The sequence below is a fragment of the Amycolatopsis sp. NPDC005003 genome, from assembly GCF_053600695.1.
Window position 1 is genome coordinate 213,820 of sequence record NZ_JBSGAI010000006.1, and the last position, 26,657, is coordinate 240,476.

General features: G+C 67.5%; 31 protein-coding genes. 17 read left to right on the forward strand and 14 right to left on the reverse strand.

Features of this window, described 5'->3' with window-relative positions; translation table 11 throughout:
• Nucleotides 1–131: 131 nt before the first annotated feature.
• From ACWED2_RS09775 to ACWED2_RS09795, 5 genes are all read right to left on the reverse strand, one after another.
• Nucleotides 132–545 (reverse strand): hypothetical protein, encoded by a 414-nt coding sequence (locus ACWED2_RS09775; protein ID WP_449690039.1) that lies wholly within the window; start codon nucleotides 543–545, stop codon nucleotides 132–134.
• A 104-nt stretch (nucleotides 546–649) separates the two neighbouring features.
• Nucleotides 650–1,621 (reverse strand): alpha/beta hydrolase, encoded by a 972-nt coding sequence (locus ACWED2_RS09780; RefSeq protein WP_449690040.1) that lies wholly within the window; start codon nucleotides 1,619–1,621, stop codon nucleotides 650–652.
• A complete protein-coding gene (locus ACWED2_RS09785) occupies nucleotides 1,516–2,304 on the reverse strand; it encodes a hypothetical protein (protein WP_449690041.1) in 789 nt (262 codons plus the stop codon). The genes ACWED2_RS09780 and ACWED2_RS09785 overlap by 106 nt, the downstream gene beginning before the upstream one ends.
• The gene (locus tag ACWED2_RS09790; protein ID WP_449690042.1) at nucleotides 2,304–2,459 is read right to left on the reverse strand and encodes a hypothetical protein; all 156 of its coding nucleotides are present in this window, start codon (nucleotides 2,457–2,459) and stop codon (nucleotides 2,304–2,306) included. Before ACWED2_RS09790 ends, ACWED2_RS09785 begins: the two co-directional genes overlap by 1 nt.
• A gap of 558 nt (nucleotides 2,460–3,017) precedes the next feature.
• Nucleotides 3,018–5,381 (reverse strand): P-loop NTPase fold protein, encoded by a 2,364-nt coding sequence (locus ACWED2_RS09795; RefSeq protein ID WP_449690043.1) that lies wholly within the window; start codon nucleotides 5,379–5,381, stop codon nucleotides 3,018–3,020.
• Nucleotides 5,382–5,810: 429 nt separating this feature from the next.
• Here ACWED2_RS09795 and ACWED2_RS09800 point away from each other — a divergent pair, with 429 nt between their 5' ends.
• Nucleotides 5,811–6,227: an NUDIX hydrolase gene (locus tag ACWED2_RS09800; protein WP_449690044.1), complete on the forward strand. Its 417-nt coding sequence runs from the start codon at nucleotides 5,811–5,813 to the stop codon at nucleotides 6,225–6,227.
• Between the two features lie 121 nt (nucleotides 6,228–6,348).
• Here the strand turns inward: ACWED2_RS09800 and ACWED2_RS09805 are convergent, their stop codons facing one another.
• From ACWED2_RS09805 to ACWED2_RS09820, 4 genes are read right to left on the reverse strand one after another with little or no spacing between them, the layout of a single operon-like run.
• Nucleotides 6,349–6,843 carry an NUDIX hydrolase gene (locus ACWED2_RS09805; protein ID WP_449690045.1) on the reverse strand — a complete coding sequence of 165 codons (495 nt, stop codon included), beginning with the start codon at nucleotides 6,841–6,843 and terminating at the stop codon, nucleotides 6,349–6,351.
• A 55-nt stretch (nucleotides 6,844–6,898) separates the two neighbouring features.
• Nucleotides 6,899–7,714 (reverse strand): endonuclease/exonuclease/phosphatase family protein, encoded by an 816-nt coding sequence (locus ACWED2_RS09810; protein WP_449690046.1) that lies wholly within the window; start codon nucleotides 7,712–7,714, stop codon nucleotides 6,899–6,901.
• A complete protein-coding gene (tmk, locus tag ACWED2_RS09815; protein ID WP_449690047.1) occupies nucleotides 7,705–8,337 on the reverse strand; it encodes a dTMP kinase in 633 nt (210 codons plus the stop codon). Before tmk ends, ACWED2_RS09810 begins: the two co-directional genes overlap by 10 nt.
• The gene (locus tag ACWED2_RS09820; RefSeq protein ID WP_449690048.1) at nucleotides 8,334–9,440 is read right to left on the reverse strand and encodes a radical SAM protein; all 1,107 of its coding nucleotides are present in this window, start codon (nucleotides 9,438–9,440) and stop codon (nucleotides 8,334–8,336) included. Before ACWED2_RS09820 ends, tmk begins: the two co-directional genes overlap by 4 nt.
• 122 nt (nucleotides 9,441–9,562) lie before the next feature.
• Between ACWED2_RS09820 and ACWED2_RS09825 the strand changes: the two genes are divergently transcribed.
• Entirely contained in the window at nucleotides 9,563–10,657 is a 1,095-nt protein-coding gene (locus ACWED2_RS09825; RefSeq protein ID WP_449690049.1) for a LysR family transcriptional regulator, read from the forward strand.
• Here the strand turns inward: ACWED2_RS09825 and ACWED2_RS09830 are convergent.
• The 3 genes from ACWED2_RS09830 to ACWED2_RS09840 form a co-directional block, all read right to left on the reverse strand.
• A complete protein-coding gene (locus ACWED2_RS09830) occupies nucleotides 10,633–11,430 on the reverse strand; it encodes a Scr1 family TA system antitoxin-like transcriptional regulator (protein WP_449690050.1) in 798 nt (265 codons plus the stop codon). The two genes, ACWED2_RS09825 and ACWED2_RS09830, sit on opposite strands and share 25 nt — an antisense overlap.
• Nucleotides 11,427–11,657 (reverse strand): hypothetical protein, encoded by a 231-nt coding sequence (locus ACWED2_RS09835; RefSeq protein ID WP_449690051.1) that lies wholly within the window; start codon nucleotides 11,655–11,657, stop codon nucleotides 11,427–11,429. The genes ACWED2_RS09830 and ACWED2_RS09835 overlap by 4 nt, the downstream gene beginning before the upstream one ends.
• Before the next feature lie 221 nt (nucleotides 11,658–11,878).
• Complete coding sequence (locus tag ACWED2_RS09840) at nucleotides 11,879–12,472, reverse strand: hypothetical protein (protein ID WP_449690052.1); 594 nt, start codon at nucleotides 12,470–12,472, stop codon at nucleotides 11,879–11,881.
• 185 nt (nucleotides 12,473–12,657) lie between these two features.
• Between ACWED2_RS09840 and ACWED2_RS09845 the strand changes: the two genes are divergently transcribed.
• Nucleotides 12,658–13,917, forward strand: coding sequence for a helix-turn-helix domain-containing protein (locus tag ACWED2_RS09845; protein WP_449690053.1), 1,260 nt, complete (start codon nucleotides 12,658–12,660; stop codon nucleotides 13,915–13,917).
• Here the strand turns inward: ACWED2_RS09845 and ACWED2_RS09850 are convergent, their stop codons facing one another.
• Nucleotides 13,918–14,565, reverse strand: coding sequence for an HAD family hydrolase (locus ACWED2_RS09850; RefSeq protein WP_449690054.1), 648 nt, complete (start codon nucleotides 14,563–14,565; stop codon nucleotides 13,918–13,920).
• 427 nt (nucleotides 14,566–14,992) lie between these two features.
• Nucleotides 14,993–15,445: a winged helix-turn-helix transcriptional regulator gene (locus ACWED2_RS09855; protein ID WP_449690055.1), complete on the reverse strand. Its 453-nt coding sequence runs from the start codon at nucleotides 15,443–15,445 to the stop codon at nucleotides 14,993–14,995.
• Between the two features lie 151 nt (nucleotides 15,446–15,596).
• Between ACWED2_RS09855 and ACWED2_RS09860 the strand changes: the two genes are divergently transcribed.
• The 14 genes from ACWED2_RS09860 (at nucleotide 15,597) to ACWED2_RS09925 (ending at nucleotide 26,648) form a co-directional block, all read left to right on the forward strand.
• Nucleotides 15,597–16,046 (forward strand): XRE family transcriptional regulator, encoded by a 450-nt coding sequence (locus tag ACWED2_RS09860; protein ID WP_449690056.1) that lies wholly within the window; start codon nucleotides 15,597–15,599, stop codon nucleotides 16,044–16,046.
• Nucleotides 16,043–16,594, forward strand: a complete 552-nt coding sequence (locus tag ACWED2_RS09865; protein WP_449690057.1) for a hypothetical protein — start codon at nucleotides 16,043–16,045, stop codon at nucleotides 16,592–16,594. The genes ACWED2_RS09860 and ACWED2_RS09865 overlap by 4 nt, the downstream gene beginning before the upstream one ends.
• Nucleotides 16,591–17,715 carry an MAB_1171c family putative transporter gene (locus ACWED2_RS09870; RefSeq protein WP_449690058.1) on the forward strand — a complete coding sequence of 375 codons (1,125 nt, stop codon included), beginning with the start codon at nucleotides 16,591–16,593 and terminating at the stop codon, nucleotides 17,713–17,715. Before ACWED2_RS09865 ends, ACWED2_RS09870 begins: the two co-directional genes overlap by 4 nt.
• Nucleotides 17,712–18,905: an FAD-dependent oxidoreductase gene (locus tag ACWED2_RS09875; protein ID WP_449690059.1), complete on the forward strand. Its 1,194-nt coding sequence runs from the start codon at nucleotides 17,712–17,714 to the stop codon at nucleotides 18,903–18,905. Before ACWED2_RS09870 ends, ACWED2_RS09875 begins: the two co-directional genes overlap by 4 nt.
• A 12-nt stretch (nucleotides 18,906–18,917) precedes the next feature.
• Nucleotides 18,918–19,289: a hypothetical protein gene (locus ACWED2_RS09880; protein WP_449690060.1), complete on the forward strand. Its 372-nt coding sequence runs from the start codon at nucleotides 18,918–18,920 to the stop codon at nucleotides 19,287–19,289.
• A 199-nt stretch (nucleotides 19,290–19,488) separates the two neighbouring features.
• On the forward strand, nucleotides 19,489–19,773 hold the full coding sequence (locus ACWED2_RS09885) for a DUF6355 family natural product biosynthesis protein (protein WP_449690061.1): 285 nt from the start codon (nucleotides 19,489–19,491) through the stop codon (nucleotides 19,771–19,773).
• Between the two features lie 31 nt (nucleotides 19,774–19,804).
• Entirely contained in the window at nucleotides 19,805–20,686 is an 882-nt protein-coding gene (locus ACWED2_RS09890; RefSeq protein WP_449690062.1) for a hypothetical protein, read from the forward strand.
• The gene (locus ACWED2_RS09895) at nucleotides 20,674–21,651 is read left to right on the forward strand and encodes a hypothetical protein (RefSeq protein ID WP_449690063.1); all 978 of its coding nucleotides are present in this window, start codon (nucleotides 20,674–20,676) and stop codon (nucleotides 21,649–21,651) included. Before ACWED2_RS09890 ends, ACWED2_RS09895 begins: the two co-directional genes overlap by 13 nt.
• Before the next feature lie 51 nt (nucleotides 21,652–21,702).
• Nucleotides 21,703–22,443: a hypothetical protein gene (locus ACWED2_RS09900; RefSeq protein WP_449690064.1), complete on the forward strand. Its 741-nt coding sequence runs from the start codon at nucleotides 21,703–21,705 to the stop codon at nucleotides 22,441–22,443.
• Nucleotides 22,443–23,303: a hypothetical protein gene (locus tag ACWED2_RS09905; RefSeq protein WP_449690065.1), complete on the forward strand. Its 861-nt coding sequence runs from the start codon at nucleotides 22,443–22,445 to the stop codon at nucleotides 23,301–23,303. The genes ACWED2_RS09900 and ACWED2_RS09905 overlap by 1 nt, the downstream gene beginning before the upstream one ends.
• Nucleotides 23,300–24,661, forward strand: a complete 1,362-nt coding sequence (locus ACWED2_RS09910; RefSeq protein ID WP_449690066.1) for a CpaF family protein — start codon at nucleotides 23,300–23,302, stop codon at nucleotides 24,659–24,661. Before ACWED2_RS09905 ends, ACWED2_RS09910 begins: the two co-directional genes overlap by 4 nt.
• Nucleotides 24,658–25,530 carry a type II secretion system F family protein gene (locus ACWED2_RS09915; protein ID WP_449690067.1) on the forward strand — a complete coding sequence of 291 codons (873 nt, stop codon included), beginning with the start codon at nucleotides 24,658–24,660 and terminating at the stop codon, nucleotides 25,528–25,530. The genes ACWED2_RS09910 and ACWED2_RS09915 overlap by 4 nt, the downstream gene beginning before the upstream one ends.
• A 6-nt stretch (nucleotides 25,531–25,536) precedes the next feature.
• Nucleotides 25,537–26,427: a secretion system protein gene (locus ACWED2_RS09920; RefSeq protein ID WP_449690068.1), complete on the forward strand. Its 891-nt coding sequence runs from the start codon at nucleotides 25,537–25,539 to the stop codon at nucleotides 26,425–26,427.
• 20 nt (nucleotides 26,428–26,447) lie between these two features.
• Complete coding sequence (locus tag ACWED2_RS09925) at nucleotides 26,448–26,648, forward strand: hypothetical protein (protein WP_449690069.1); 201 nt, start codon at nucleotides 26,448–26,450, stop codon at nucleotides 26,646–26,648.
• Nucleotides 26,649–26,657: the final 9 nt, after the last annotated feature.

Sequence of the window (26,657 nt, forward strand, 5' to 3'; positions counted from 1 at the left end):
CGTCCCGAGTGGTTCCGAGCGTCAGCCTACTCACCGAATTGCAGCTCAATGGTGAATGTCAGTGGGTATAGATCAACTGGGTCCTCCTGAACGGGCGAATGTGCAGTTGTTGCCCCAGCTAATCGCGGCCGTCAAGACGACGGGCTCGGGGTGCCATTGCGCCAGACACAGGGGGTGCTGTTGCCGATGACGAGGCGTTGGTTGAGGTTGGCGCGCAGGCTCATGAGGTAGCCGTCGCGGGTGGCGTTGATGAACATGTCGGAGGGTCGGCTGTCGGCGCTGAGCGTCCACCCGTGGCCGGCCCACCAGGTCTTGCGGGCGTCGAAGTAGGCGTTGTTGTTCTGGGTGGTGGGGAGCCCGTTGACCCAGAAGGTGACCCCGAGCAGGACCTGTCCGGTGGGCTTGCCGGCTGAGTCGGTGCAGTTCAGTGGCTGGGGCGGCAGCTCTTCCAGGGTGAAGCCGGGTGGGAACGTGCCGGCGGCGGCTTCGCGGATCTGGTTGGTGGCGGCTGTTTGGGCTTCGGTGAGCGTGGTGGTGGGGTTCATGGGGTGGTTGTCTCCGCATCCGGCGGCGGTGGCCAGCAGGACTGCGAGGGCGAGGAGCCACCGAAGCGTCTTCGGAGCCTCCCTGCGTCCTCGCGTCGCGGTGGTCACGGTGTCGATGCACCTGCGATGACGTTGGCCATTCCTTGCAGGGATTTCGAGTTGGGGTCCCAGTACTCGGTGTGGCCGGTGGCGAAGTCCGAGTCGAAGGGACGCCCTCCGAACCAGCCGGTGGTGGGGTCGGGGCCGAGCGGGTCGACGGGGTCGAGGGCGGGGTTGTCGAAGTTGGTCAGGATCGGGATCGGGTCCATTGCCGATTTGGTGGCGTAGACGTGGTGGTTCATCTGGTCGGGTGGGATGCCGTCGAGGTGCAGGTCGGTCGCGTGCTGGACGCCGACGCCCGGGCTGGCGACCATGACGAGGTTGTCCGAGGGAAGGCCGAGGTCGCGGGCGGTCTGGCCGACGACGGTGGTGCCGTAGCTGTGGCCGATCACGGTCGAGTTGACCGGGATGGGGTCGTGGCTGGCGCCGAGCCCGTCCTGGAAGCGGCGCAGTCCGGGTTCGGCGTGGTCGGCGAAGCTGGTGCTGGCGGCGTCGGGGATGATGCTTTGCGGTGCGTCGTAGCCGGCCCAGGTGATGACCGAGGTCGGGGCCGGGTTGATGATGCTCGCGGTGTGGTTCATCAGGTCGGCGCGCTGGATGTCGGTGGCGAAGCCGTCGAGCCCGGCGAAGGTGCCGGGGACGTAGGTGGCGACGTTCTGGGCGTGGTCGGGGTTGCCGATGGCGATGATGGCGCGTCCGGCGTTGGCGGTGTCGATGCCCAGCAGGAACGCGGGCGGCTGGCCGGGTAGCGGCTGGGTGAGCCGCTCGTTGATCGCTTCGAGGCCTTGGAGCTTTTTGTCCATGGCCTCTGCGTCGCGTTCGAGGTCGAAGTACTCGGTCTGCTCGGTCGGGTCGGACTGATTCAGGGCGTTCATGCGGTTCCGCAGGTCTTCGCGTTGGTGCTGCAGGTCGGTGTACTGCCGGGTGAAGACCGTCCGGTTGGCTTTGTCGCGGACCTCGGCTGGCAGTCCGTCCATGCCGCCGAGCGCGGCGGGCCGGTCGTGGAGGAGGATCGCCTGGCCGGCGGGGGAGAGGCTGGCCCACCACGCTGCGGTCTGTGACGGAGTGGCGTTCGCCGGTGGCTCCGGCAGGGTGAGCCCGGGGTCGACCGCTCCGGCTGCGGCTGCGGCGGCCACGGTTGTTTCGTCGCCGGTGCCGAACTCTCGCCGTCTGCGGCGCGTTTGAGGACGGAGGCGAGGTCCTGGTCGATGTCGTCGGCGGTGCGGAGTGCTTGGGTGATGTCGTCGACGACCTGCTGGAGGGCGCGGGCTCGGTCGCCGTGGTCGAACTCGGGTGGTGGTCGGCTTTCGGGGAAGGTGTCGGTGACCGTGCCGGTGTCGGAGATGCGGTAGCCGTACTTGCGGGCGTATTCCTCGGCGTTGGTCACGGCGCGTTGCACGCCGGTGATGGCGTCGGAGGCCTGGGCGATGGCTTTGCCGACGATGCTGGCCCCGGCGGCGAGCTTGTCGATGCGGGCCATCAGCGCCCGGTGCGCGGACGCTGCCGTGTCGGCGGCGGGCCCGGACCAGCCTTCCACGGGAACCGTTTTGCCGTAGTCGTCGCCGGAATGGACCAGCACTTCGAGCTGACGGCGGATGGCGTTGTAGATCTCGTCGAGCTGGGCGGTGTTCCACCGCTTCACGTCCGACAGTGAGACCATCAGCGCGGCCCCCGGAAAGAACCCGCGCTGGTCAGGTCGTCGCTGCCGGCCTTGTCCGTGGCCTGATACCGGTCGGCGGCAGTGGCCAGGCTTTCGGCCTGTGACTCGGCCTCGACGCACCAGGACTTGAACGCCGTCGTCCACGACTCGCCCATGGCTGGAGCAGCTTCGGCGGTTGTGCCACCCGGCATGGCTGCGGTCAGCCTGCGGACCGGTTCCCCGCAGTCGACCCCTCGCAACTCGCCGACAGCGTCGGCCGCGTGTCTTCGAGCGGTGCGGAGTGCCTCCGGGACCGTCTGAAACCCATGCTGTCCCTCCCCGTAGTGACCTAGTGACGGTAAGCCACAGAGATGCTGAGTGCAATATGCACATCGCATGCAGTGTGGGGTTGACCCGCTTCTGTCCAGCGCTTTCGGATGGTCAGCAAAGTCGGGTTGAACTGGTGGCGTTTCGTGATTCACTACCGGCCGATGTGGCCTGATGCTGCGGATTCCGTTGCTGGCGCTGGGTGTGCCGTATGGAACCTTCGTCGTTGACGGCGTCTGTTCCGAAAGGCTCTCATTCTTGCCAAGCCGCGGTGAGGCTCGTCGGCTATCGCCATTCTGGCACGCCAACCGGTGACGCGGTCGTCATGGCATGAGGTCGGCATGTCGTACTCGACCTCCATCGGTCAGTATGAGGATCGGCCGAAATCTCGTCTTTTTGTGGAACTATCAGTAATCAATGCCGGTGCATTGCCGGATGAGGTTGGCGGTCAGGGGGCCGCCTACAGGATGCAGAACCACAGCGCGGAGGTCGACGTTATTGGCTAGGTCTCTTAGGTCGTGCGGAAGACACTCCGAAGCCCACAGTGGTTCGACGAGACCACGGATCGCGTCAGGGTTAGCTTCGAGGTGTTCTGCGACGGATGGCCATCGAACGCGGACGATCGTCCAAAGCGCCAAGACGTCGGAGGGCACGGTGTTCTGCTCAAGGGTTCGCACAGAGCGTAGGACGCTGTAGGTGTTCAAGAATTTCTTGATGTTGCGCGGGTTCGAGTGCAGGAGTGGGAGGAACTTGCTCAGGGCGTGCTCGGTGTGCGCACGGGTGGCCGACGCCACAAGGGCGAGGGCTGCTTTTGCGGCGAGCTCGTCGCGAGCGAGCGGGCTGGCAGAGTCAACAATATCGAGAATCGTGGCTTCGTTATCGACCTCGGCGAGGGCTCTTTGGCCGTCGGCGATCTCTTGCTTTATCCTATCGTCCTGGCTGGAATCTTCGACGTTGAGGAGGCATTTAAGATATGTCGCACGGGCTCGAGAGCTGGGCTCTGGTACCGGCACGGTGAGTTGAAACAGTTTGTCCAGGAATAAATGGCCAAGAGAGTTGCCGGGCAAAGAAACGGAATTATGGTATGCTGGAAAAGCATCTTCGTAGCTCTTCCGTAGCCAGGCGCCGTCTGCTGCGACAATGAAGTAGGTCGCTGATCTTTTCAGTGTCGACGTTCGGCTCGGTGTATCGCGGATAAGGGTCTGGACGGTATCGAGCAGGTCGACGACATACGCGCCAGGACAGCGGTCAAGGTCATCGATGAAGAACAGTACGGGCTTGTGGGTCTTGCCTAATAGCCATTCGAAGTGGTGGGCAACCTGGTCCATGGGATTGGGAGCAGACTGCTCGAACAGGCGGGCGCCGCGAACGGAGTCCCACAGCAGTGTTCGGCCGACGACACGGGCTCCAGTCCACAGTGCGGCCAGTGTGGCGACGATGGTAGTCACTGCCTTCGCAAGTGTTGCGACGGCGTCGCCGTCGGCAACATGTGGTAGGACGAACACGGCGAATCCAGCCACTACGAGCGCAAACAGGAACACCGAAAGCGTGACAGCTGCGCCGGCGCGTCGGGCCCGGACGACGGATTCTGCCACTCGGAGCGCGCCTCGGGCGAAGAGGTTGCGTTCTCGAGCAACCGCCTCACGCGAGGCGCTGAGCAAGACCCACCACGGTGGTCCGAGACGTGATTGCCGCCAAGCATCGAATCGAACGATAGTGAACTCGTCGCCTAGACGGCGCTCCAGAAAGTTCAGCAAAGTGCTCTTGCCGGTGCCCCAGGCCCCATCGAGGTGAACTATGAAAGACGTGGTCGGAGTGTCGCTGTGGACTTGGCGCAGTTGGACAGCGAGGACTTCGGCCAGGGAGTCGCGATTGAGCTGGTCTTCATCAGAGGGTGCGTCAGTTGCCCAGTCAACTTTGGTTTCCGGTGCTGGAGGGGTCATTCTTGCCGGTGGAGGAGGATCCGATGCGGCTTCGACGGTGCCCGTTCCTTCAGCGACCCCCAACGGCGCGACCACGTCTCCGCCGCCGATGATCGCGTTGCTGGCAGCAGAGATCCGGAGGACGCCCTGGGGCTCTGCGGCGAGAGCTAGAAGTGATGGATTCGGTTCCATGCCCTGCTCGGCCAAGGCGTCGCGGGTGCCGTGGAAGACGCGCAGGGCCGCAGCCCGGTCACCACCAGCGAGCAACGCGCGCATCAGCAGCTCGGCATGCCTCTGGCCGGTTGGATCGGCCCGGACAAGCGGACGCAGCCGGTCGCGTGCCGCGCGGTGGTCGCCAGCCTCGAGCTCGAGTTCGGCCAGGTCCCCGACGACGTCGGGGTAGCTTTCGTCCAGCGAGATTACCTCGGTGCCGCCGACGCGGTCGAGGTCGATGTCTTCGAGGAACTTCCCTCGCCACAGGCCGACGGCCTCGCGCAGCAGCGCGATCGCCCGGCGCGGGTCGTCGGCGCGGACCTCCGCGGCTTCGGCGCGGAGCCGGTTGAAGCGCAGGGTGTCCAGCTGGGCCTCGCCGATCCGCAGCAGGTAGCCGGTCGGGGTGGTTTCGATGGTGACGTCATCGGCGCCTTCGACGACGGCCCGCAGTCGCTTGATGTAGCTGCGCACGAGGGTGAGCTTGACTTCGCGGTCGGCCCAGACGATTTCGCCGAGGCGGGCGGGTGTCACGGGCCTGTTGGCGTGCAGGAGCAGCACGACCAGGACGAACCGCTGCTGCCGGTCACCCAGCGGCACCGGCGCGCCGTCGTGCCACGCCTCCAGCGGGCCGAGCATCCGAAACTCCACGCGACCTCCCGGTGTCAGCTTGCTTCCTTCGTTGATGTCGCGAAACAGGCCGTTCAAGTTTCGCGCACGAGCGCCTGGACCTTATTGGCGAAGTAGGCTGGTCCGGTGGTTTGCTCGGCTTGACAGCCTGGGTGCAATCTCGTACTGCTGCAAAAGCAGCATAAACACGCACGAAGATCCCCGCGTGAGGGAAGCTGCGATGGAACCGCGCCAGCTCGTCGCGCCGCAGCCGCATTCCGACTAGGTCACCGGGGCCGGGTTCGAAGATGTTGTCGAAGATTCCAGCTTGTTCAGCAGACCGGGCGACCGCGGGCGCCGTCCAGTGACAGATCGTCAACCTCTGGGGTTCACCGATGACGCCGTTGCGCTGCTACGGTCGGTGACACGCTGTGTCGGTCGGCAGGGGAGCTGGTGCTGGTGGCGGAGTCCGGATACCCGGTGTCGATCAAGGGTGTGCTGGTCCGGATTGACAGGGTGCTGCTGGTCCACAACGAGCGCGACGAGTGGGAGCTGCCGGGCGGCCGGATCGAGCCCGGCGAGACCCCGGAGGAGACCGTTGCTCGGGAGGTCACCGAGGAGACCGGACTGTCGGTGGACGTCGCGGAGATCCTCGACGCCTGGGTTTACCACATCGCGGTGGCGAACAAGGACGTGTTCATCGTGACCTACGGCTGCACCTCCACTTCGTCCGCGGCGCCCGTCTTGAGTCACGAGCACAGTCGGGTCGCCGAGTTCGCCGAGCACGAAGTGCGCGGGCTGCGGATGCCGGAGGGGTACAAGCGCTCGATCGCCACCTGGTTCGACCGGCTCCGCACCTCGGTGACGGCGAGGTAGCAGGCTATGGCTGCCCTGCGAACGCTGCGACCCGGCGAGCAGCCGCCGCGCCGGCCGGTGTGTCGGGCTGGCGCCAGAGCTCTCTTGGCGCGGCAGGCTTATCGCGCAAGCTAGCCGTATTTCAAGCGGTGAGCGCCGCAGGAGCTGTCGGGAAGCGGTTGTCGAGAAGCATCTGCAGGAGGCCCGGCAGCTCAGCCGGCAGGAGCTTGTCTGCACACCCCGAGAGTTCAGCGCTCGACCACCAGCGTCGTTCGATGAGGCCGGCGCGTTCGTTGGCGGTGTGGCGGAGAGCGACCTGCGGGGCGTCGTGGTCGGTGCGGGCGAGGTAGACGTGGTCGAGGCGGTGGTGTTGTCGGCCGCGGTAGGTGAAGCGACTTTCTCGGGTCCAGAGCTTGCGGCCGATCTCGTCGAGGACGAGCCCGGTCTCCTCGGCGATCTCGCGGCGGGCCGTGTCTTCGAGCTTCTCGCCGGGGTCCTGTCCGCCCCCGGGGAGCTCCCACCAGTGGTGGCCAGGGTTGTCGGGGTCGCGGGCGTGGATGAGCAGGACCTCGTCGGCGGGGTTGAGGAGCAGGACACGGGCGCCGACTCGTAAGGCCGGCTCGCTGGCGACGGTCATCCGGTGGGTCCTCGTACTCGGCGGCCAATGTGGCGGCCGGGCACGAGCCCTCTGACTAGAACAGCGTTGCCTCGCGATCCGCGGCCGGGTCGGAGGTTATCAGCGGCGCGGTCGCGGTGAGCGTCAGCTGGACGGCGAGTCCCGAATGGTCTGTCAGCGCGGGGTTCCCCGAACGGGTGTCGTGGACGTACGCGCAGCTGGTGAGGTGGGCGAGGAGCGGGGTGGAGGCGTGGGCGTGGTCGTAGCGGTAGCCAAGTTCGGCGCGGCGGGCCCAGCTGTGCTCGACGGCGGTTGGATGCAGTGCGCGGAAGAGGTCGGTGAGGCCGTGCCGTTGGGTGAGTGCGGTGTAGAAGGCGGTCTCGAACGGTGCGATTTGCCCTGGGTGAGGGGGTACGTGCCCGGGTTCCAGGACGTTGAGATCCCCCAGAAGGAGAACGGCGGCGTCGTCCCCGGTGGCCTCGTACGCTCGGTGGAAGGCCTCGATCCACTCGCGCTTGCGAGTCGTCTTCGCTTCGGTGGCGTCGCGGGAAGGGACGTAGGCGCCGAGGATGCGCAGCGGACCATCGTCGGTGTCCAGCGCGATGCCGGCGAGCCGCGCGGGCAGGGGGGACATCGCCGCGCCGATGGGGTCCACCGTGCACTCGAACCGGGAGAGCAGCATGACGCCGCGTTCCTTGTCGGCGTGGTGCGGGTAGGTGACCGACCAGCCGGCGTCGCGGTAGGACTCGGCGATCAGCTGAGTGCCGGGTCCGGAGCCGGTTTCGGTGAGCACGAAGACGTCCTCGTCGCGGCGGGCGAGCCAGTCGCGTTGGCGGCGGGCTCGCTCGAGGGCGGGGTTGCCGACGTTGAGGGTGAGGACGGTCAGGGGCATGCCGGGCTCTCCGTGAGGGTGCGGTGGATCAGGTCGACGATGGTGCCAGCCGTGGTTCGGGGATTCTCGGCGCACTCGACGACCCGGACGGGCCAGCCTTGGTCGCGTAGGAACGTCGTGGCTGCCAGGTAGCCGAGGGTTTCTCGGAAGCTGCTTCCGGGGGTGCGCTCGAAGCGGCTGTGTCCGCCGCGGACGCGGAGCCGCTGTTCGACGTCCGAGGGTGGAGCTTTGAGTGCGCACACGAGGTCGGGGCGGTACACGTCGTGGTTGAGGGCCCAGACGACATCGAGCGGGATGTCGTCGAGCCCCTGCAGGACCAGCGACGATGCCGCGTACCGGTCGCAGAGCACGATCTTGCCCTCGGCCAGGGCCGGGAGGATCTCGCTGGCCAGCTGGTGGTGGCGGTCGGCCGCGCAGAGGCAGGCCAGAGCCATGTCGCGGTAGGTGTCGGTGCCATGCCGAGCCAGATCACCCAGCGGGGAGCGCGACGGTTGGATGGTGGCGTGCACGGGAACGCCGTCCGCTTCGAGGAGCTCGGCGACCAGCGCGGTGATCGTCGTCTTGCCGACGCCGCCGGGGCCTTCGAATGCCACCAGCTTGCCCGGCAGCCGCGGCGCGCTCACGCGACGTCCAGGGGCAGCAGGCGGTGGGTCTCGGCGGTGACCGGGCACTGCTCAGCGTCGATGTCGCCGATGCGTCCGCCCGCGGCGACGACCGCGGCCGGACAACCTTTGCCACATCGTGGTCCGAGGCTGCACGACATACAGGTCGGATTTGCGCCGACCTGGAACCGCTCGTGGAACCGGTACCCGTCGAGGCGGGCGGCGAGGTCGCGGTCGGTGAAGATGTTGCCGACGATGAAGTCGGTGTCGGGGTGGCGAGAGATCGGGGTGCGGGCGGCGAAGACGAGGTAGGGGCAGACGGTGACCTCGCCCGGAGTGAAGACGTAGATGATCGTTCCGGCTTCGCAGCCGGCGAGGGGTTTGCGGGCGGTGTTGGGGAATCGGATGTGGGTGATGTCGAGGTCAGGGCCGTCGAACGGGGTAGTCAGCTCGAAGATCTCCTGCATGTGCATGGTGGTCTTCGCGAGCTTCCGCTGGGACTTCACGCCGCGGCCCATGCTGCCCAGCGGGTTGAGCAGCACGTAGCGGGCGCCGTTCTCGCGCGCGAACTCGCACAGCCGCACGTACTCCTCGTTGGCGGCCAGAGAGTTCGGCGTGCACAGCAACCCTTGCAGGAGTCCGGCCGCGGCGAGTTTGCGGACGTTGGCCACGGTCACGTCGAACGAGGCGCGGTCGCCACGGAACAAGCCGTGGGAGTCGGCAGCGAACCCGTCGAGCGAGACGTTGACGTGCACCCCGGCCGTGGCGAGCTGCCGGATCAGTTTGTCGTCGAGCTCGGTGGCGTTCGTGCAGATGCCGACGTCGATTCCGGCGTTGCGGAAGGCGTGCACGATGCCGAGGAAGTCCGGGTGAACGGTCGGCTCGCCGCCGGTCAGCGTCACCCGGCGTACCCGGGCGTCGGCCAGCCGGGGGACGACCTTCTTCGCGACCTCGGCCAGCGGCATGTCCTTGCCGTGCTTGGTGGCGGAGACGAAGCAGTGCGCGCAACGCAGGTTGCACCGCTCGGTGATCTGGACGAGTGCCTTGCGGTACGGGGTGTCGACGGTGGTGCGGAAGTAGCAGCTCGACGCCTGCTCGTCGACGGCGATCGGACGGACGGTCATCGTTCGGACCTCCAAGTCGGGCGAGCGGTGGCGGTGGCACGAGTAGACCACCCGGTGCTCGCTGGAGCAATAATTCGACTGGTAATGCTCGAAAGAAAACTTTGGGAGCATTATGGCTACACTTGCTCGAACTAGAACTGGAACTATCCGGCTGGGAAACAAGCGAGGAGACGCTGGTGAGGGACTCGGAAGTCGCCGAGCTGCTCGGGTTTCCCGCGGAGTTGCTTGACACGAGCCTCGACCAGCTGCGGACGCTGGCCGTCGTGCACGCCACCGGCAGTGCGCAGCGCGCGGCCCGGGTTCTGCAACGGTCGCAGTCCAGCGTGCAGAAGCAGCTCGACACGCTGAACGATGCGGCGATCCGGCTGATGGGCGAGGCGCTTGTCGCGAAGCAGGGGCGCGGGAAGGACTTCCTGTTCACCGGCTCCGGCGACGAGGTCGTCGCGCTGGCCACGAGCACGCTGCGCGCCTGGACCGAGCGCGTCCATGGCGCCCGCCGGCGGGTCGGGTCCACCATCACGGTGGGCACCACCGAGTTCACCGTCGAGTTCCTCGGCGAGGTCTGGCCGCAGCTGCGCGACACCTTCGAACGCCGCGGCATCCAGCTCAAGATCGAGCACGTCCGGACCCGCGACCTGAAGACCAAGCTGGACGCCGAGCAGGTCGATCTCGTGTGCGGCTCGTTCGCCGCCGAACACGACCGCGGTCCGGACGTGCCGCACGACTTCCTCGAGTGGCACCGCGAACGCGTCGCCCTGCTGACCAACCTCAGCACCCGCGAGGTCCCCGACCGGCCGGTGGCACGCAACGCCCTCGCCGACCTGCCGCTGCTCGCGCCGACCGCGGGTCTCCTGGCCGATTTCCTGACCCGCTGGTACGGCCCGGAGTACCGCGGCAAGCTCCATGTGGTCGCCGACATCGACGCCCTCAACTACGGCCTGAACCTGCTCAGCAGCAAGCTGATGTTCGGCTGCCTGCTTACGACCGAGCGGGTCGCCGACGCAGCGATCGACGGTCGGCTGCCCGGCGCGAACCTCCGCAAGATTCAGCTCGGCACGGGCTACGAACCCGAGCTCGAAATCGTCACGGGGATCTTCGCTCGCGCAGGCGAACGACAGCGATACGCCGCTGATCACCCGCTCAACTTGCTCTGGGATGCCTTCGCGGCTGCCGCTCCGGCAGGCCGTGACGCTCAACATGAGGTCGCAGGGTCATAGGCGACAGCTACCCGCTGGAGCGCATCGAACGTCGACTTGTAGCGCCTCACTGTCGTCAGGTCGGACAGGTAGACCGTCGAGTGCTCGTGTCTCAAAACGACGGTGAAGGCCTTCTCCGCGGTCTCGTAGATGACGAAGGACTCGATCGTCGGGGAGATGGCCGCGTCGGCCGGGACGATCCGAGTGTCCACCCGCCACCGGTTCGGTGAGTTGGTGATCTCCTGAAGTTGCGCCCGCACGACCTCCGGCGGGATGCCTTCCAGGGTCAACGCGGCCGAGCCCAGCAGGAGGGTGTGCCGATGTCGCGAATCTCGATCGACCTGTCGGACGCGGCGCGCAAAGATCTCCTGGTCGACGTCGTCGGGCTGGGTGCGCGCTCCCGGAAGCGCGTGAGCGTAGCCGAACGTCTGGAGAAGGTCCGGGACGACCTTCGGTGCCCATTCATAGGTGTGAAGGGTGTATCGGTCGTACGCACGCTGGAGACTGATCTCGCCGGAGTCGTTCCCTTCGACGTAGCTCGCACGCTCGGATTCTGCGTGGAGTCGGCTGAGGAGATGGCATTCAGCGGGTGGTACTTCGAGCAGGCCGAGTGCCCAGCCCAGCGGCACTGCTGGAATGCGTCGTTCTCCGGTCTCCCAGCTCGAAAGGAGACTTGGGCTGGTGCCCATCAGGCGGGCCAGCTTCCGAAGGCTCATGTTCCGAGCCATTCGATGTTCCCGGATCGCGCGGCCGACCACGTAGAAGCCGGGGTAGCGCAACGATGCGTCGGTCATGCCAAGTGCCGTTCTGCGAGAAGAAGGTCGCGCGGAGTCGGCACGATGCCGGCGTCGACGTCCGCGGCGTGAGACTGCAGGATGTCCAGCAACTCCTCGAGCCCGTCTGCGAAGTGCCGCTGATCGTCCGTTGTCGCCGTTCCGTCCTGAAGCTGGTGCACGAGCAGGCTGATTCGGACCTGCGTCGCCAGCAGCGTGTCGACGAGTCGGGTGGTTTCGCGGGACATCGGTGCTCCGGTCGATCGTGGTGGTGAATCCGAAAAGGACGGACGGCGTAGCCCGAGGAGCACGCGGCAAAGAAGCACGTATCCGGCGTCTTCTGCGAGAAGCAAGTCGTCCTCGGAGGGCCATTGGACTTCGTTCGGTGCCATGGTGTTCACCCGGGCCATACCTGTGGTGGGGGCGGCGGAGTGTGGTCGGGGCAGCAACTCCGCCGCCGGTCTGGGGGTTATCCGCGTTCGATCACATAACCGATGGCGAGTTCCAGGGCGGTGCCGTGGTCCGAAGAGGGCACGGGAACGTTGGTGACCTCAAGGCTTTCGGCAACCCGGCGCACCCAGCGATCAGCAAGGCGCCGAAACACCTCGTCGTCGGTTTCTCCATCGGTCGCGGCTGCCTCGAGCGTCGTTCGGAAGAGCAGGTTGTAGTTCGAACTGTGGTTCCGCACCAGGCTCTCGAGCTGATCGAGCTCTGCCGGACCGGGTGCATCGCCGCGGTGCTCCAGGGCGGCGCGGTAGTACGCCAGAGCGTCGGGAACAGCACCGTTGACCAAGATGACGTCAGCGTGGACCCACGCTTCCAGTTCATCGCTGATGCCGCGGGTGATGAACCACATCGTCGATGCCCAGGAGTGGTTGTGCAGGATCGGTATCCCCAGCCGTTGGGCCCGCTCCACAAGCGCCGCGATGGTGGCGACTTGGTATCCGTTGCGTCGAAGCTCCAAGGCCAGGCGGGAGATGAACGTGCTCTTGCCCGTCAGGTGCGGACCCATGATCCCGATGGTCAGCGGCCGCTCGGAGACCCCGGGCATCATCGAGTCCACCCTTCGGCGTTCCTCAAATCAGGTAGTGCTTCGCCGGATACCGGCATGGCGGTTGTGTTCACCGGTTCCCTCCTGCATCGTGACGTCGGAACGATCACCATGGGACCCTGGCCAGCGACGATGCCGGAAGGGGGTAAATGACAAACGTGCCGATTTACCCTCTGTGAACGGATCGGGAGAACGACGTGACTGACGAGCAGACGGAGACGCGGCCGGCCGCCGATCATCTCGTGCGGGAGATCCGGCGTCTCCGATCGGCCGCGGGCCTGAGTCAGTCCGAGCTGGCCCGGCGGATCGGCTACACACGCAACTACGTGTCACTGGCCGAGCGGGAGGGACGGAACCTGCCATCGCGCGAACTGGTCGACGCGCTTGACCGTGGCCTGCACACGGGTGGCGAGTTGCGACGGCTTTGGGAGGCTGCGAAACACGAGCAGGCGGAGTTGCGGCGCGAGAACCGGGCGCCGCGCACTGCTCAGCTCAGGGACGATGCGGTGCGTGTCGGCATGCCGGTGTTGCGGCGGGCGCTGTTGGCTTGCGACGAGCCGGATGACGGCCCCGTTCGTCCGGCGCACGCCCTGCGAGCAGCTGTCTCCCAGGTGACGGAGCAGCGTGTCCAGGCGCGCTACGCGCAACTGGTCGTCGATCTTCCGGATCTCCTGATGGAGCTGGGACGGGCGCGCCACAGGGCGAGCGATGAGCAGGAACGCAGCAGCACAACGGAGCTGCTGGTCCTGGCTTACCGGGCAGCTGACGGCTTGGCTTTCAAGTACGGCTACACCGACCTCTCGAGCCAGATCATCACCGCCATGCGACTGGCGGGTTCCCAGATCGATCGGCCATTCCTCGATGCAGCAGTCGCCTATGTGCGTACCGAAATGTTCTTCGCTGTGAGGGATCTGGAAACGGCGCACCGCTCGCTCGTCCGTGCCATCGATCGGATACCGGCTACCCGATCCACAGTAGACAGCGAAGCTGCCCGCGGATCGTTGGCGATGCGGGCCGCCGTCGTTTCCGCACGTGCGGGCAAGGCGGAAGAGGCCGGTGATCACCTCGCGGATGCGTACCGAGCCGCCGAGCACACACCCGAAGGCGTCTACCTCGGAACGGCCTTCGGCCCGGCTTCGGTCCGGATCCACGAGGTGGCTGTGGCGCAAGAGCTGGGGGACAGCCCGACGGCGGTCCAGCGTGGTACCGGCTGGCACCCACCTCGCGAGCTTCCGGCCGAGCGGCGATCGCACTTCTACATCGACCTGGCTCCGGCGCAGCTCGAGGTCGGGCGGCTCGACGACGCCTTCGCGTCCCTCCAGCTGGCCAAGCGCGTCGCGCCGCTGCACACCCGGGAGCACCCTCGGGTCAAGGCGGTGCTGCGGTCGCTTCTGCGCGGACAGCGGACGGTCAGCGATGAGCTGGCGACATTCGCCGCATGGGCTGACGTGTCGTGATCAGGTTCTGGCGATCAGGTTGGGCAGTTCGTTCAGTGAGTCGATGACCCAGTCGGCGTTCGCCAGTACTGCCGGGTCGTCAGCCCACAGGTGTCCCCAGGGACCGCGGCGGATCAGTGCGGTCCAGAGTCCGGCGGCGTGACCGGCGACGACGTCGTTGTCGCGGTGGTCTCCGACGTAGAGCAGCTCGTCGGGAGCGACGCCCGCCAGCTCGATGACGTGCCGGAAGAAGGCAGGGGCCGGCTTGGCGACGCCCCACTCAGCCGAGGTCGCGATGGCGTCGACCGGGAGGTCGAGCTTGCGGAGCAGGCTCCCGGCCTTGGCGGTCTGGTTGCCGGCGAGCGCGACCCAGAGCCCCTCCTGCTGAAGCCTGGCGAGGGCCGGCCGGACGTCGGGGTAGAGGTCGCTCTCGTCGATGTGCTCGCCGTTTCCGGCGTCTTCGCGTCGCTGCCGCTCGGCAGCGACGTCGAAGTCCGGCTTGAAGTACCGGAACGTCTCGGCGTTGTCCCGGCCGGACGCGGTGACCGCGCCGAGCACGGTCGAGAACGTGTGCCGGCCGACGCCGATCCAGTCGGCCCAGGCGTTCCACTCGCGCGTGTCGTCGAGCACGGTTTCCCCGATGTCGAGGACGACCGCCCTCACCGGCATGGCGCTTCCTTTCCGTCGAAGTCGTTCCCTGCCCGAGTCTGTCACTCTGTTGCTGCTGCGGCAGGACGCCCCCTGATCAAGACCAGCTGAAAGTGTCCGAGGTCGGCCAGTCGGAGAGCTGGTTGCCTGGCGATGCCCTGACCTGAGGCGGCTGTAGTCGCCGATCGAACGCATGTTCTAGTTGCGTGGTAGGTTCAGGTCCTTCGAGGTCGTGGTGTTCGGGAGGTCGGAGTGGCGTGGTTGCTGCGGGAGCGAGTCACTGGCTGCGAGTGGCGCGTCGGCGATAGTGACCTCGCCTGGGATGCTGGCGGCTACGACACGGCCAGGTTCGAACTCCACGTCCTTGATGAGGAAGTCGTCGGAGCTCCGGACGGCCTCCCTGGGGCCCGTCGGTCATCGGAAGCCTGCGTCACGACCGCCTAGCTAGTCACGCTGAGCGGCGCGCGCCTTCCGAGTCCTGGCTCCGGCGGTGTCGCGCCTGGTCGACGATGTCTGCGTGCTGGCTCACCCAGTCGGCCAGCGGCTGCATGGCTTCGAGCGCTTCCCGCGTCGCCGGTGCCAGCGAGTAGACGACCGATGGCGGGAATACGCCGGCCTCTTGGTCGCGGACGATCAGGCGGTCGGCTGTCATCGTCTTCAACGTCCGCGTCAGCACGCTGGCGTGGAGCACTCGCGGCCGTCCGGACCAGCTGCTCGCCGCCGCGGCGTCGTTGAGCGAGCCGACCATATCGAGCAGCTCGGTGTAGTGTTTCGGGCCGCTCTTCAGCGCCAGCAGGATCGCCGTCATCCAGTCGCCGCCGAAGAGCTGCCGCGCGTCGTGCAGCTTGCGCAAGCGCTCGGCGTCCTCGGCGGTGATCGCCTGCGTCCTCGGTCGAGTCATCGTTCCTCCCCGGTTCGATCACCCCAGGCTGTTGATCTTAAGTTTCCGCAGGTCGTGTCTCAACTATCGGACGGGTGTTCACCTGATCGGGTCTTAACCTGAGTTAAAAGGGCAGCTGAGCGGTACCGTCGAGAGGAGGTGAGGAGGGGTAATGGCCGAACGTCCCGGGCGTGACTTCGCGGACAAGCTGAACCACTTGTTCGCCGTCACGAAGTCTCCGGAGGGCGACGAGATCAGCAACGACTTCGCCGCGGACTCGATCACGGCGGCCGGTACAAAGATCTCCGGCACCTACATCTGGCAGCTGCGCAAGCGCAAGCGCGACAATCCCACGATCAAGCACGTCGAGGGACTGGGCAGGTTCTTCGGGGTGCCGGTCAACTACTTCTTCGACGACGACGTGACCGACCGCGTCGACCAGCAGCTCCGCGACCTGGCGGCGGAGCAGGAACGGCTCAAGGCGAACGCCGGCGACCAGGAAGCGCAGCGGATCGCGATGCGGGCTGGCGAGCTGACGCCGGACCGCCGCCAGCTCGTCATGGACCTGCTCGACGTCGTCTACCGCGACCAGCAGGCAGCGCGGGAGCGAGGCGAGCGGTGAACGAGCGCCTGCTGCGCCGCCGGTGCCGGCGGTTGCTGAAGGAACTGGACATCCGGCCTCCGCTGGACGTCGTCGAGCTGTGCCGGCGCGTCGGTGAACGCCGCGGCAAGCCGATCCGCCTGCTCGCCCACTCCATCCCGGTGCCCGGCCCGTTCGGCGTGTGGATCAGCACCCGCCCGGCGGACTACATCCTCTACCAGCGGGAAACCAGCCGACCGCACCAGAACCACATCATCTTGCACGAGCTGGGCCACCTGCTCGCCGGTCACGAGAGCGATCCGTGCGACGACGAACTCCTCGCCGGGTTGTACCCGGACATGTCGCCGGACAGCCTGCGCCAGCGGTACCCGGATCTCGAGCCGGACGCCGTTCGCCGGGCTCTGCGGCGCACGTCCTACGACACCGACCAGGAGCGCGAGGCCGAAACGACAGCGACGATCATCTTGGAGTGGGCGTCGGTCCTGGACCAGGTCGGCGTCAGCGGAAGATCGAGCGGCGCCGCCCAGGAGATGGGGGCCGCGCTTGAAGGCCGCTTGGGGTGGCTGTGACACCTCTGGTTCTCGCGTACGGGATCGTGTCGGCCGTTCTGCTGCTGTGGCTGGCCGGGAGGTTGGCGCGGAACCCGCGCAACGCGGCCCTTCGCGCCGTGACGGTGTTCGTGGCGTGCCTGACCGTGGCGTTCCCGTTCGGTGCCGCGGCCAACAAGGGGGCCCACGTGCTGGGGCTGCCGCCGATGATCTCGCGGCTGATCCAGCACGGTCTTCTGCTGGTCGGCGTGTACAGCCTCGTGTGCTTCTTCCTGTTCTCGGCACGGGAGCGTGCGGTCGCGCGGCGACGGGCCGGCTGGTACGCGGTCCTGCTGCTGGTGGCCGAGGTCGTGCTTCTCGTCGCCGCGCTGATGACGCCGGCGTCGGCTCGGACCAACGACCAGTCGGTGCCCAGCGTGGCGGTCTTCTTCATCGCCGCCGACGTCTTCATGGCACTCGGCTTTGCGACTGCGGCCGTTTGGGCGTGGCGGTACGCGCGCGACGCGGGCGGCAGGCTGGGCCGGGGACTGCGGATCGCGGCCGTCGGCCTGGTCGCGATCGTGCTGGCGAACTGCGTCTTCGTGCCCGCGATCGTGCTGGGTTTGATCTATCACGTCGGGGTCGCTGACCGCGGCGGATCCGCCGGGACGGTGGCGGGCGCGATCGCCGTCACCGTTCTGCTGATGCCGGGTGTTCTGCTGTTCCTGGCCGGAGTCAGCTATCCCGCCGTGATGACCAGGGTGGGTGCGGTGCGGGTCTGGTGGCGTCACCGCCGCGGGTATCGGCAGCTCGCGCCTTTGTGGACGGTGTTGCACTCGGAGTTTCCCGATGACGCGCTGGACCGGGTGCCGGCAGCGCGGTGGCGTGACGCGCTGCGCCTGCGTGGGACGCACCGCCGGTACTACCGTCGGGTCGTCGAATGCCGCGACGGTCTGGTGCGGATCAGCCCGTACCTGGCCCAGACCGACGGCGCTGCCGGCCTGCCGAGCCGTCTGCAGCAGGCCCTCGCCGCCCACGCGGCCGGTGAGCCTGCTCCGGCGAAGGCGGTCCCGGTCGCGCTGCCGGAAGGTGACGGGCTGGACGCTGACGTTCGCGAGCTGGTGCAGCTGGCCCGGGGCCTGGAGACGAGGGGAGCGGGATGACCAAGGCGCTGATCATCGGTGGAGGCATCGCGGGGCCGGTCACGGCTATGGCCCTGCAGAAGGCGGGCATCGACTCCGTCGTCTACGAGGCTTACGAGACCGGAGCGGACGACGTCGGCGCGTTCATGACGATCATGAACAACGGCTTCGACGCCCTGCACGCGATCGAGGCCGACAAGCCGGTGCTGGAGGCGTCCTTCCCAGCCGATCGCGCGTTCTTCTGGAGCGGCTCGGGCAAGAAGCTCGGCGAAGCACCCATCGGCGGCGGCGCCGGGGCGTACGGGCCGCACACGATCAAGCGGGCCGAGCTGTACCGGGTGCTGCACGAGGAGGCCACCCGGCGCGGGATCCAGATCGAGCATGGCGAACGCCTCGACGACGTCGACACGAACCTCGACCACGGCGTGGCGGCGATCTTCGCGGACGGCTCCCGCCGAGAAGGCGACCTGCTGATCGGCGCCGACGGCATCCACTCGGCGACCCGGGTGCTCATCGACGCGGAGGCACCCGAGCCGCGCTACACCGGAACGGTCGTGCTGTGCGGTTATGCCCGCCAGGCGCCGGTCGACCCGGTGCCTGGCGTGTACCGCATGATCTACGGCAAGCGCGTCTTCTTCGCGTATACGACCGCGCCGGACGGCGAAACGTGGTGGTTCGTCAACCTGCCGCGCCCGGAGCTTTCCAAGGCGGAGCTGGCGGCGACGTCGCTGGAGGAGTGGAAGCGGCAAGCGACGACGCTGGTTCGGCGAGATCGATCGCCGGCGGCGGCGATCGTCCAGGTGTCGGAGCAGATCCGCGCAAGCAACGGCTACGACATCGCCTCCACGCCACGGTGGCACGCCGATCGGATGATCGTCATCGGCGACGCCGCCCACGCCGCTGCGCCGAACGCCGGCCACGGTGCGTCGATGGCCATGGAAGACGCCGTCATTCTGGCCAAATGCCTGCGCGACCTGCGCGAACCGGTCGTGGCGTTCCGGGCCTACGAGCAGCAGCGCCGGGAGCGAGTTGAACGTTTGGTGGCGACCAGCGCGAAGATGGGCGGCACGGCCACCCCCGGACCGATCAAGCGACTCATCCGCGACATGGCGATCTCCAAGCGGCTCAAGAGCGGCCCGCGCAACACGGCGGCGTGGCTGACCCAGCACCACATCAACTGGAATCTGGCGGTGTCGGAGCCTTCACCATGACATCCTGGGGGCATGCTCTTCCGGCGCAAGCTCAAGCGGCAACGTGCGTACCTCTCCGCTGTCGCTGATCGCATCTGCGCGCGAAACGGCAGCGTTTTGAAGGAAGAGTTCTCGGGCGGTAGGGGTCCCAACGGGCCGCTCACCTTGGGGGTCATCACCCTTCGGAACGGCGAAAGTGCGGAGGTCCTCCGGGCCCAGATAGACGCCGCTGTCGCTGCTGGTTACGCCGAACCGCCGAGACGCCAGGCTTTCAACGGTGCCGGGTTCGTGCGCAACCCCGGGCTGCCCATGTTGACCGTCGAAACGTTTGCGGCCGGAACAGTGATCCCGCACCACGGTCAAGTTCCGCCGGGACAGACCGGCGTCGTGGTGAGTTTGACCTGATGGACTAGCCGACTGTCGAGTGAATTCGACGGAACTTCGCATGCGTACTTGAAAGTTCGTGTCATGCGCCGTTTGCAGTGCGTGGGACCGCGGCCTGTAAACCGGATTCATAGCAACAACGTGGATCGGTTTGGAGGTCGCAATGACAAATTCGAAGTACCGCCGCCTGGTGGGACGGGTCGCTGCAACGGGCTCGGTCATGATTGCCATGCTCGGTGCCGCGTTGACGCCGGCCGCGGACGCAGCTGTCCACTTCGGCCTGGAGGGATCATGTGGCTATCAAAGCTGGGGCGAGTACCGGCATTGCGACGGTGGCACGGGTTCCACTGTCATGCTCGACGTCCGGGACATCTGGGGCAACATATACCACTACTGCGTCGGCCCGGGCGTGACGGACCTGCAGCCAGTGATCAGATGGCGTGTCACCGGCGCCTGGTGGAACGGTGGCGTGGGCTGCGCCCCTGGCTACTACGGCCCGGCTTGATCCTGACCAATCTTCGCGGAAAGGTTGAATGATGGCTCAGAACTTCACTTTGATTTCGGCACTCATCCTTGCGGCGGCGAGTTTGGCGAGCTGCGGAGCAGGAAATCGCCGCAAATCGTTCGATGCGGTATCGGACTCATGCACTGGACAGGATACTTCGGTCCAAGGAGATCAAGGATTAACCGATTCCTCGATGACTGTCACCGGGACCCGACGTCTGGCGCGCCTGCTCTCCGGCCAAGGCAAGGGGCCAGTACACCTGGCGACGCTCGTCCTCCTAACGAGTGGACCTGCGCCGAGCTTGTGTTCCAGGCAGAACCAAGAGCTGATCATCATGACAGGAGGGAAACCCATGAACTTTGGTGAAGTAATCCGCGCCGCCACTGCGTCGTCCGCGGCACTCCTGTTACTTGGGAGCTGCAGCTCGAGCGAGCCTCACCAGCCCGATACGTCGTCCGGCCTGCCCTCGACCAGCGTAGTACCGCAGCCAGCCGACCTGGCGAAGCAGCGCGCGATCGCTGCCTACGTAGGTATGTGGAGCGACATGGCGGACGCCGCGGTGACCTCCGATTGGCAGTCGCCCAAGCTCGCGCAAAACGCTACGGCGGAAGCGTTGCAGACTATCTCCCGTGGCCTCTACGCCGACCATTACAACGGCATCGTCACCAAGGGACGGCCGCTCAACCACCCGCAGGTCGAGAGAATTGAACCGCAAGCCGACCCGACGACCGTCAAGATCTCGGACTGCGGCGACTCGACGAACTGGCTCAAGTACCGCGCCGACAACGGCGAGCCAGCCAACGACGGCCCCGGCGGCCACCGCCGCATCGAGGCGCTCGTGAAGAAGGCGGTCGACGGCTCCTGGAAGGTCACCACCTTCGCCGTGCACGAGGTCGGATCATGCACCGGCTGACCAAGGCGGCGATCTCGACGGCGGCAGCTCTCGGTATCGGCCTGGCGGTGGTTCCGGTCGCGCTCGCCGACGGCTGGGGAGACGTGCATTGCGGCCAGACCGGAAATCCCTCCTGTGACGTCGACGCGGGCCGCAATGGCGGGAAGGCACCGCCGCCACCTGCGGGCCCCGGCAAGCCGGCGAAGCCGCAGACGGTGCCTGGCCAACGGCCGCCGTCGGGAGACAGCCTCCTCGAGGACAACGACTCCATGGCGAAGTGTTCGTATGTCCGAAGCAATTACCAGCCGCCGGCGAACGGGGTGCAGACCGTCGCCTTGCGAACCGGGCCGAAGCCGACCTTCGCGCGTTGGTCTGGCTTTCTTGCTCAGCAGCCGCAAGGAGGGGCCTGGTACGTCTACCGCTGTTCCGGATCGGGTGTCCACGACGGTCTCTATCGGGCGCCGATCTGGCTTCCGGACGGCGTCGTACCGGCAGCGGCGTTGCCATCGCCGCAGGAGCTGGCCGACCAGGCGCGGGCGCAGTTGCGGCTGCCGGCGCCGCGGATCGAGGCGAATCCGCTCGCCGAGAAACTCGTGAACCTGCCAACCTGGCTGTGGGTGGGCCGGGACAGCTGGGGAACGAGGCAGGCAACGGCTTCCGTGCCGGGTGTGTCAGTCACTGCCGTGGCCACGCCGACGTCGGTGTCCTGGTCGATGGGAGACCGCCAGAACGTGAGCTGCTCGGGTCCCGGAACGCCGTACTCGGCCGCCGCCGAGCCGACAGCGGCGTCGCCTGATTGCGGGCACACCTACCGCCGATCTTCGGCTGCGGTCGCCGGCCAGCACTTTGCTGTCACGGCGACGGTGCACTGGACGGTGACGTGGTCCGGCGCCGGAGCGGGCGGGACCTTTCCCGACATGACGACGTCGGCAACGGCGGCGTTCCGGGTCGTCGAGGTGCAAGCACTCGGTACCGGCCGCCGCTAGCACGAACGCAATTCTGAAATCAATTCCTGTCGCGCATCAACGAATTCTTCGATGCGCGGCGCGGTCGAACCATGCCTGGAGGACGTCGTGACCAGTATTAGCACCGGTGAACCCGGCGCCGGAACCGAAGTGGGTTCCGTGTCGTGGTTGGGGAAGAAAGGCCGCCTTACCGCAGTGCCGACAGGCCGCCAGGCGCGCCGGCGCCTGCCGCACCTTCTGATCGGGCTTCTGCTCATCGTCGTCTGCGTCGGCGGAGTGCTCTGGTGGTCGAGCAGTGCGCAGGGTCGGGTGTCGGTGCTGGGTATCGCCCGGCCGGTCGGCGTCGGACACGTTCTCGAACGAGCAGACGTCCGCGAAGTCGAAATCGCGGCCGCCGACGCGGTGGCAACCGTCCCGGCCGAACAGGTCGCGTCCGTCCTTGACAGGCCGATGGCGACGAGCCTCACCGTCGGCGCGCTGCTCACGCCGGGCAGCGTCGGTCCCTCGACGGTGCCGGTCACCGGGCAGGCGGTCGTTGCGGTCGGGCTCAAAGCAGGCCAGTTCCCGCTCGAACTTGCGCCTGGCTCACCGGTGGTCGTCGTGGTCACCGCGTCGTCGAACGCTCCGACAGCAACAGGCCAAAGCAGCGTCGACGGGCCCACGTGGCCGGCGACGGTGACCGCCCTCGCCAAAGCGGAGTCCGAGCAGACCACCGTGGTCTCCCTGCAGGTGCCGAGTACGACTGCTCCGGCGCTCGCTCGCGTCCCGGCCGGTCAAGTCGCGCTGGTCATGGTCCCTGGCGGTGAGCGCTGATGCTGATCGCCTTGACCAGCGTGAAGGGCTCCCCGGGCGTCACCACCTTCACCGTGGCGCTGGCCGTTAACTGGCCCGTCACGGTCCGGCGCCTCATCGTTGAATGCGACCCCGCAGGCGGAGACCTCGGCCAGCGATTCGGCCTCGCGCCATCACCGGGTCTGCTCAGCCTCGCCGCTGCGGCCCGGCAGCCGGCCGGACCTGATGTGGTCTGGAACAACACGCAGGCGCTCGCCGGTCAGCTGCCGGTGATTGCCGGACCGGCCGGTGCGCCTCAGGCTCGCGCGGCGCTGGGCCCGTTGGCGTCGGCTGGCTCACCCCTGTACCGGACCGCACGCGAGCCCGGAGCGCTGGTGTTCGCCGACTGCGGACGCATGGACCCCGGCTCGCCGGCGGAACCGTTGATACGGCAAGCGGACGTGCTCCTCCTGGTATCGGGCACGCACAGCGACGAGCTCGCGCATGTGGCCGCTCGCCTTCATGAACTGGGCCGGATGGCAGCTCGTGCGTCGCTTGTCCTGGCAGGGCAGGGTCACCCCACGAGCGAAGTCGAGCGTGAGCTCGGCGTCCCGGTCGTGGCGAGGATCCCTCACGACCCCACCTCGGTGAGGAACTTGACGGGGCACACCGTCGCAGGTCGCGGCCGGAAGGGCGGACTCGCCCAGGTCGCCGTGGCTGTGGCGAAGGTGCTTGTCGGTGAGGCGGCGCTGGCGGAAGAACAGCCGCTCGGCCTCGGCCAGCACGTGCCCGGTGTCCCGGCCCAGCAGGTGCGGACGTCCGGTGTCCGTGTCGCCCCGGCACCAGGGCTGCACAACGGCCACCAGTACGTCAGCGCGCCCGGGAAGGAGCTTTCGTCATGACCGTGCTCGACGAGCATCGTCGTACGCCGTCGGTGTCCGCGCCGACTCCGGAAGGGCGCCTGCGCGACGCCTTCCGCCAGGCGCTCGCGACCGAGCTGCCGGCCCGAGCTGTAGCCGAGACCAGCCCGGTGACCGGCGAACGACGTCGCGAACTCGCTCGGGAAGTCCTTCGATCCGCTGGTGCTGCTCACAGCGAGGCCGAGCTGGAAGCAGGTCGCGTGCTCCTGCCTCCGGACGTCGAGGCGCGAGTTGCCGAGGCTGTGCTCGACGAGGTCTTCGGGCTGGGCGGGCTGCAGCCGTTGCTTGCGGATCCGAAGGTCGAGACGATCAACGTCAACCGCTTCGACCGGGTCTTCGTCCAGTACGCCGACGGCACGCGGACGCAGGTCGCGCCCGTCGCCGCGTCGAACGACGAGCTGACGGACCTGGTCCGGACGCTCGCTGCCCGCGCGTCATCGGAGGAGCGCCGGTTCGACCGCGGCTCGCCGGCGCTGAACCTCCAGTTGCCCGGCGGCGAGCGTCTCTTCGCGGTGCTCGGCCTCACCGCCGACGGGGTGACGGCGTGCTCGATCCGCCGGCACGGCTACCTCACGACCAGCCTCGCCCAGCTGCGCCGCCGCGGCACCCTTGACGTCGGCCTGGAGCGATTCCTGCGTGCCCTGGTCAGAGCGCGGAAGAACATCCTCATCACCGGCGGCGCCGGCTTCGGCAAGACGACCTTGTTGCGTGCGATGGCCGCGGAGATGGACCCGCTCGAACGCATCGTCACCGTCGAAGACGCCTTCGAACTTGGCCTCGGGCTCGACCCGGAGTTGCACGCCGACGTCACCGCGCTGCAGGCCCGCGAGGCGAACATTGAAGGCGTCGGCGCGATCAGCCAGGCCGAGCTCGTCCGTTGGGGTCTGCGGATGTCCCCGGACCGCGTCATCGTCGGCGAGATCCGGGGCCCTGAGGTCATTCCGATGTGCAATGCGATGTCCCAGGGCAACGACGGCTCGATGGCGACCTTGCACGCGAGCAGCTCGAGGATCGCGTTCACCCGCCTGGCCTCGTATGCCGCGCAGAGCGCGGAGCGGCTGTCGCTGGAGGCGACCGCGTTGCTGGTGGCCTCCAGCGTGCACTTCGTCGTGCACCTCGACAAAGCCGCCGACCGCAGCACCCGGGTGATCTCCTCGATTCGAGAAGTTGTCGACGCCGACGGCGGCACGGTCGTCTCCAATGAGGTCTACCGACCTGGCGCCGATCGCCGGGCTCGTCCGGTCGCCGGCGCGCTCCGCGCGGACACGCTCGACGACCTCGTCGAAGCCGGGTTCGATCCCGAGCTGCTGGCCGAGCCCGCCGGGTGGTGGGCGACATGACCACGACCTTGGTTGCCGGTCTGGCCGGGCTCGGTACCGCCGTCGGGCTGCTGTTCGTCCTCGTCGGCCTTCGTGGTCCCCAGCTGGGTCGTCGTCCGCGATCGGTCCCGCCCTGGCGGGCCGATCGGACTTGGGGGCTTCGGCTGGCGCTCGCGCTGGGCGCAGGCCTGCTGGCTGGAGTCGCGACCGGGTGGCTCGTCGGGGGAGTGCTCGCTGCCGGGGCGGTCTGGTTCCTGCCACGGCTGGTCGGCCCGGACCGTGCGCACGTGCATCGGGTCGCGCGGATCGAGGCGGTCGCGTCGTGGACGGAGATGCTGCGTGACACGCTCTCGGCCGCGGCCGGTCTGGAGCAGGCGATCCTCGCCACCGCTCCGTTGGCGCCCGCCGCGATCCGTGATGAGGTCGCTGGGCTCGCCTTGCGGCTGCAGAACGGGCATCGGCTCGCGCCGGCACTGCGGCAGATGGCGGAGGAGTTGGCCGACCCGACCGCCGACCTGGTCCTTGCCGCTCTGGTCCTGGCTGCCGAGCACCAGGCGCGGCAGCTGGGCGAGCTGCTCGGCTCCCTGGCGGGGACGGCGCGGTCGCAGGCGGCGATGCGGATGCGTGTCGAGACAGGTCGTGCTCGGACCCGGACCTCGGTGCGGGTCGTCGTCGCGACCACGGTCGCGTTCGCGGTGGGCGTCGTGGTGCTCAACCGCGCCTACCTGACCGCGTACGACAGCGTGCTCGGCCAGGTCGTTCTGCTCGTCATCGGTGGTTTGTTCGGTACCGGGTTCGGCTGGCTGGTCAGGATCGCCGCCGGCCGCGCCGCCTCCCGCGTGCTGTCGCTCGGCGAGCCGGCCGCCGCCCTCAGCTCGGTCGGGCGGTGAGCGCGCATGATCCCGTTCGTCTGCCTTGGGCTAGGTACCGGTATCGGCTTGTGGATGCTCTTGACCTGGGCAATCCCGCCACGACCTTCTCTTCGCGAGCACCTCTCGACGGCGGACGCCGAGGCAGCCGCTTCGCTGGTGGACGTGGCGGAGGCCGGCTGGGCGGTGGTCGTGGTCCGACCACTCGTTCCCAGCCTGCGGAGGCTCGGCTTGCCGGGGGAGAAGGTCGAACGCGACTTGCGAGTTCTCGGGCGAGGCGCCGACACGCACGTCGCCATCAAAATCGTCCTCGGTTGCGCCGGTTTCGTGGCGCCCCTTCTGCTTCAGGGCTTGCTCGCGCTCGCGGATCTGCCGGTCAGCGTCGAGGTCCCCTTGGCCGTAGGGTTTCTGCTCGCCGCGGCCGGGTTCATCGGTCCCGACCTTGAGGTGCGTACCAAGGCGGCCCGAGCTCGTGCCGATTTTCGCGGCGCGCTCTCGGCCTTCCTGGACCTCGTCTGGATCACCCTCGCTGGTGGCGCCGGAGTCGAGGTCGCCCTCTTGGCGGCCGCCAAGGTCGGACGCGGAGCAGCGTTCACCCAGCTGCGCCGCGCGCTGGACGCTGCCCACCTGACCCGCACCACTCCGTGGTCGACGCTCCGCCGCCTCGGCGAGGAGCTGGACGTCACCGAACTTGCCGAGCTCGCCGCATCGATCTCCCTCGCCGGCACCGAAGGCGCCAAGATCCGCACCTCACTGGCGGCGAAAGCCAAGGCGCTGCGAACCCACTTGGTCGCCGACGCCGAAGCCGATGCCCAGGCCGCCACCGAGCGCATGGCCTTGCCGGTGACGTTGCTGTTCCTCGGTTTCCTCGGATTCATCGCCTACCCGGCCGTCACCCAGGTCCTCAACGGCCTCTGAAAGTCCACAGGAGACATGTCATGTTGAGTTACTGCCGAACGCTCTGGACCCTCGTCGCTGCCCGCGTCCTTCTCCTGCGCCGCGACAACGACCGCGGCGAGATCACCACCACGGTGATCGTGACTGCGCTCATGGCGGTGCTGGCCATCGCATTGATCGCGATCATCGCCGCGAAGCTGACCGCGAAAGCCAACAGCATTGACCTCGGCCTCGGCGGCTGACGTGCCGGC

Coding starts and splice junctions, on each gene's coding strand:
- ACWED2_RS09810 (WP_449690046.1), bottom strand. CDS start 7,714: ATGCCCCTGACCGTCCTCACCCTCAACGTCGGCAACCCCGCCCTCGAG.
- ACWED2_RS09790 (WP_449690042.1), bottom strand. CDS start 2,459: ATGGGCGAGTCGTGGACGACGGCGTTCAAGTCCTGGTGCGTCGAGGCC.
- ACWED2_RS09890 (WP_449690062.1), top strand. CDS start 19,805: ATGGCTCAGAACTTCACTTTGATTTCGGCACTCATCCTTGCGGCGGCG.
- ACWED2_RS09895 (WP_449690063.1), top strand. CDS start 20,674: ATGCACCGGCTGACCAAGGCGGCGATCTCGACGGCGGCAGCTCTCGGT.
- ACWED2_RS09805 (WP_449690045.1), bottom strand. CDS start 6,843: ATGACCGTCGCCAGCGAGCCGGCCTTACGAGTCGGCGCCCGTGTCCTG.
- ACWED2_RS09860 (WP_449690056.1), top strand. CDS start 15,597: ATGGCCGAACGTCCCGGGCGTGACTTCGCGGACAAGCTGAACCACTTG.
- ACWED2_RS09910 (WP_449690066.1), top strand. CDS start 23,300: ATGACCGTGCTCGACGAGCATCGTCGTACGCCGTCGGTGTCCGCGCCG.
- ACWED2_RS09850 (WP_449690054.1), bottom strand. CDS start 14,565: ATGCCGGTGAGGGCGGTCGTCCTCGACATCGGGGAAACCGTGCTCGAC.
- ACWED2_RS09875 (WP_449690059.1), top strand. CDS start 17,712: ATGACCAAGGCGCTGATCATCGGTGGAGGCATCGCGGGGCCGGTCACG.
- ACWED2_RS09920 (WP_449690068.1), top strand. CDS start 25,537: ATGATCCCGTTCGTCTGCCTTGGGCTAGGTACCGGTATCGGCTTGTGG.
- ACWED2_RS09900 (WP_449690064.1), top strand. CDS start 21,703: ATGCGCGGCGCGGTCGAACCATGCCTGGAGGACGTCGTGACCAGTATT.
- ACWED2_RS09785 (WP_449690041.1), bottom strand. CDS start 2,304: ATGGTCTCACTGTCGGACGTGAAGCGGTGGAACACCGCCCAGCTCGAC.
- ACWED2_RS09775 (WP_449690039.1), bottom strand. CDS start 545: ATGAACCCCACCACCACGCTCACCGAAGCCCAAACAGCCGCCACCAAC.
- ACWED2_RS09880 (WP_449690060.1), top strand. CDS start 18,918: ATGCTCTTCCGGCGCAAGCTCAAGCGGCAACGTGCGTACCTCTCCGCT.
- ACWED2_RS09905 (WP_449690065.1), top strand. CDS start 22,443: ATGCTGATCGCCTTGACCAGCGTGAAGGGCTCCCCGGGCGTCACCACC.
- ACWED2_RS09925 (WP_449690069.1), top strand. CDS start 26,448: ATGTTGAGTTACTGCCGAACGCTCTGGACCCTCGTCGCTGCCCGCGTC.
- ACWED2_RS09885 (WP_449690061.1), top strand. CDS start 19,489: ATGATTGCCATGCTCGGTGCCGCGTTGACGCCGGCCGCGGACGCAGCT.
- ACWED2_RS09795 (WP_449690043.1), bottom strand. CDS start 5,381: ATGCTCGGCCCGCTGGAGGCGTGGCACGACGGCGCGCCGGTGCCGCTG.
- ACWED2_RS09915 (WP_449690067.1), top strand. CDS start 24,658: ATGACCACGACCTTGGTTGCCGGTCTGGCCGGGCTCGGTACCGCCGTC.
- ACWED2_RS09830 (WP_449690050.1), bottom strand. CDS start 11,430: ATGACCGACGCATCGTTGCGCTACCCCGGCTTCTACGTGGTCGGCCGC.
- ACWED2_RS09855 (WP_449690055.1), bottom strand. CDS start 15,445: ATGACTCGACCGAGGACGCAGGCGATCACCGCCGAGGACGCCGAGCGC.
- ACWED2_RS09820 (WP_449690048.1), bottom strand. CDS start 9,440: ATGACCGTCCGTCCGATCGCCGTCGACGAGCAGGCGTCGAGCTGCTAC.
- ACWED2_RS09835 (WP_449690051.1), bottom strand. CDS start 11,657: ATGTCCCGCGAAACCACCCGACTCGTCGACACGCTGCTGGCGACGCAG.
- ACWED2_RS09780 (WP_449690040.1), bottom strand. CDS start 1,621: ATGGACGGACTGCCAGCCGAGGTCCGCGACAAAGCCAACCGGACGGTC.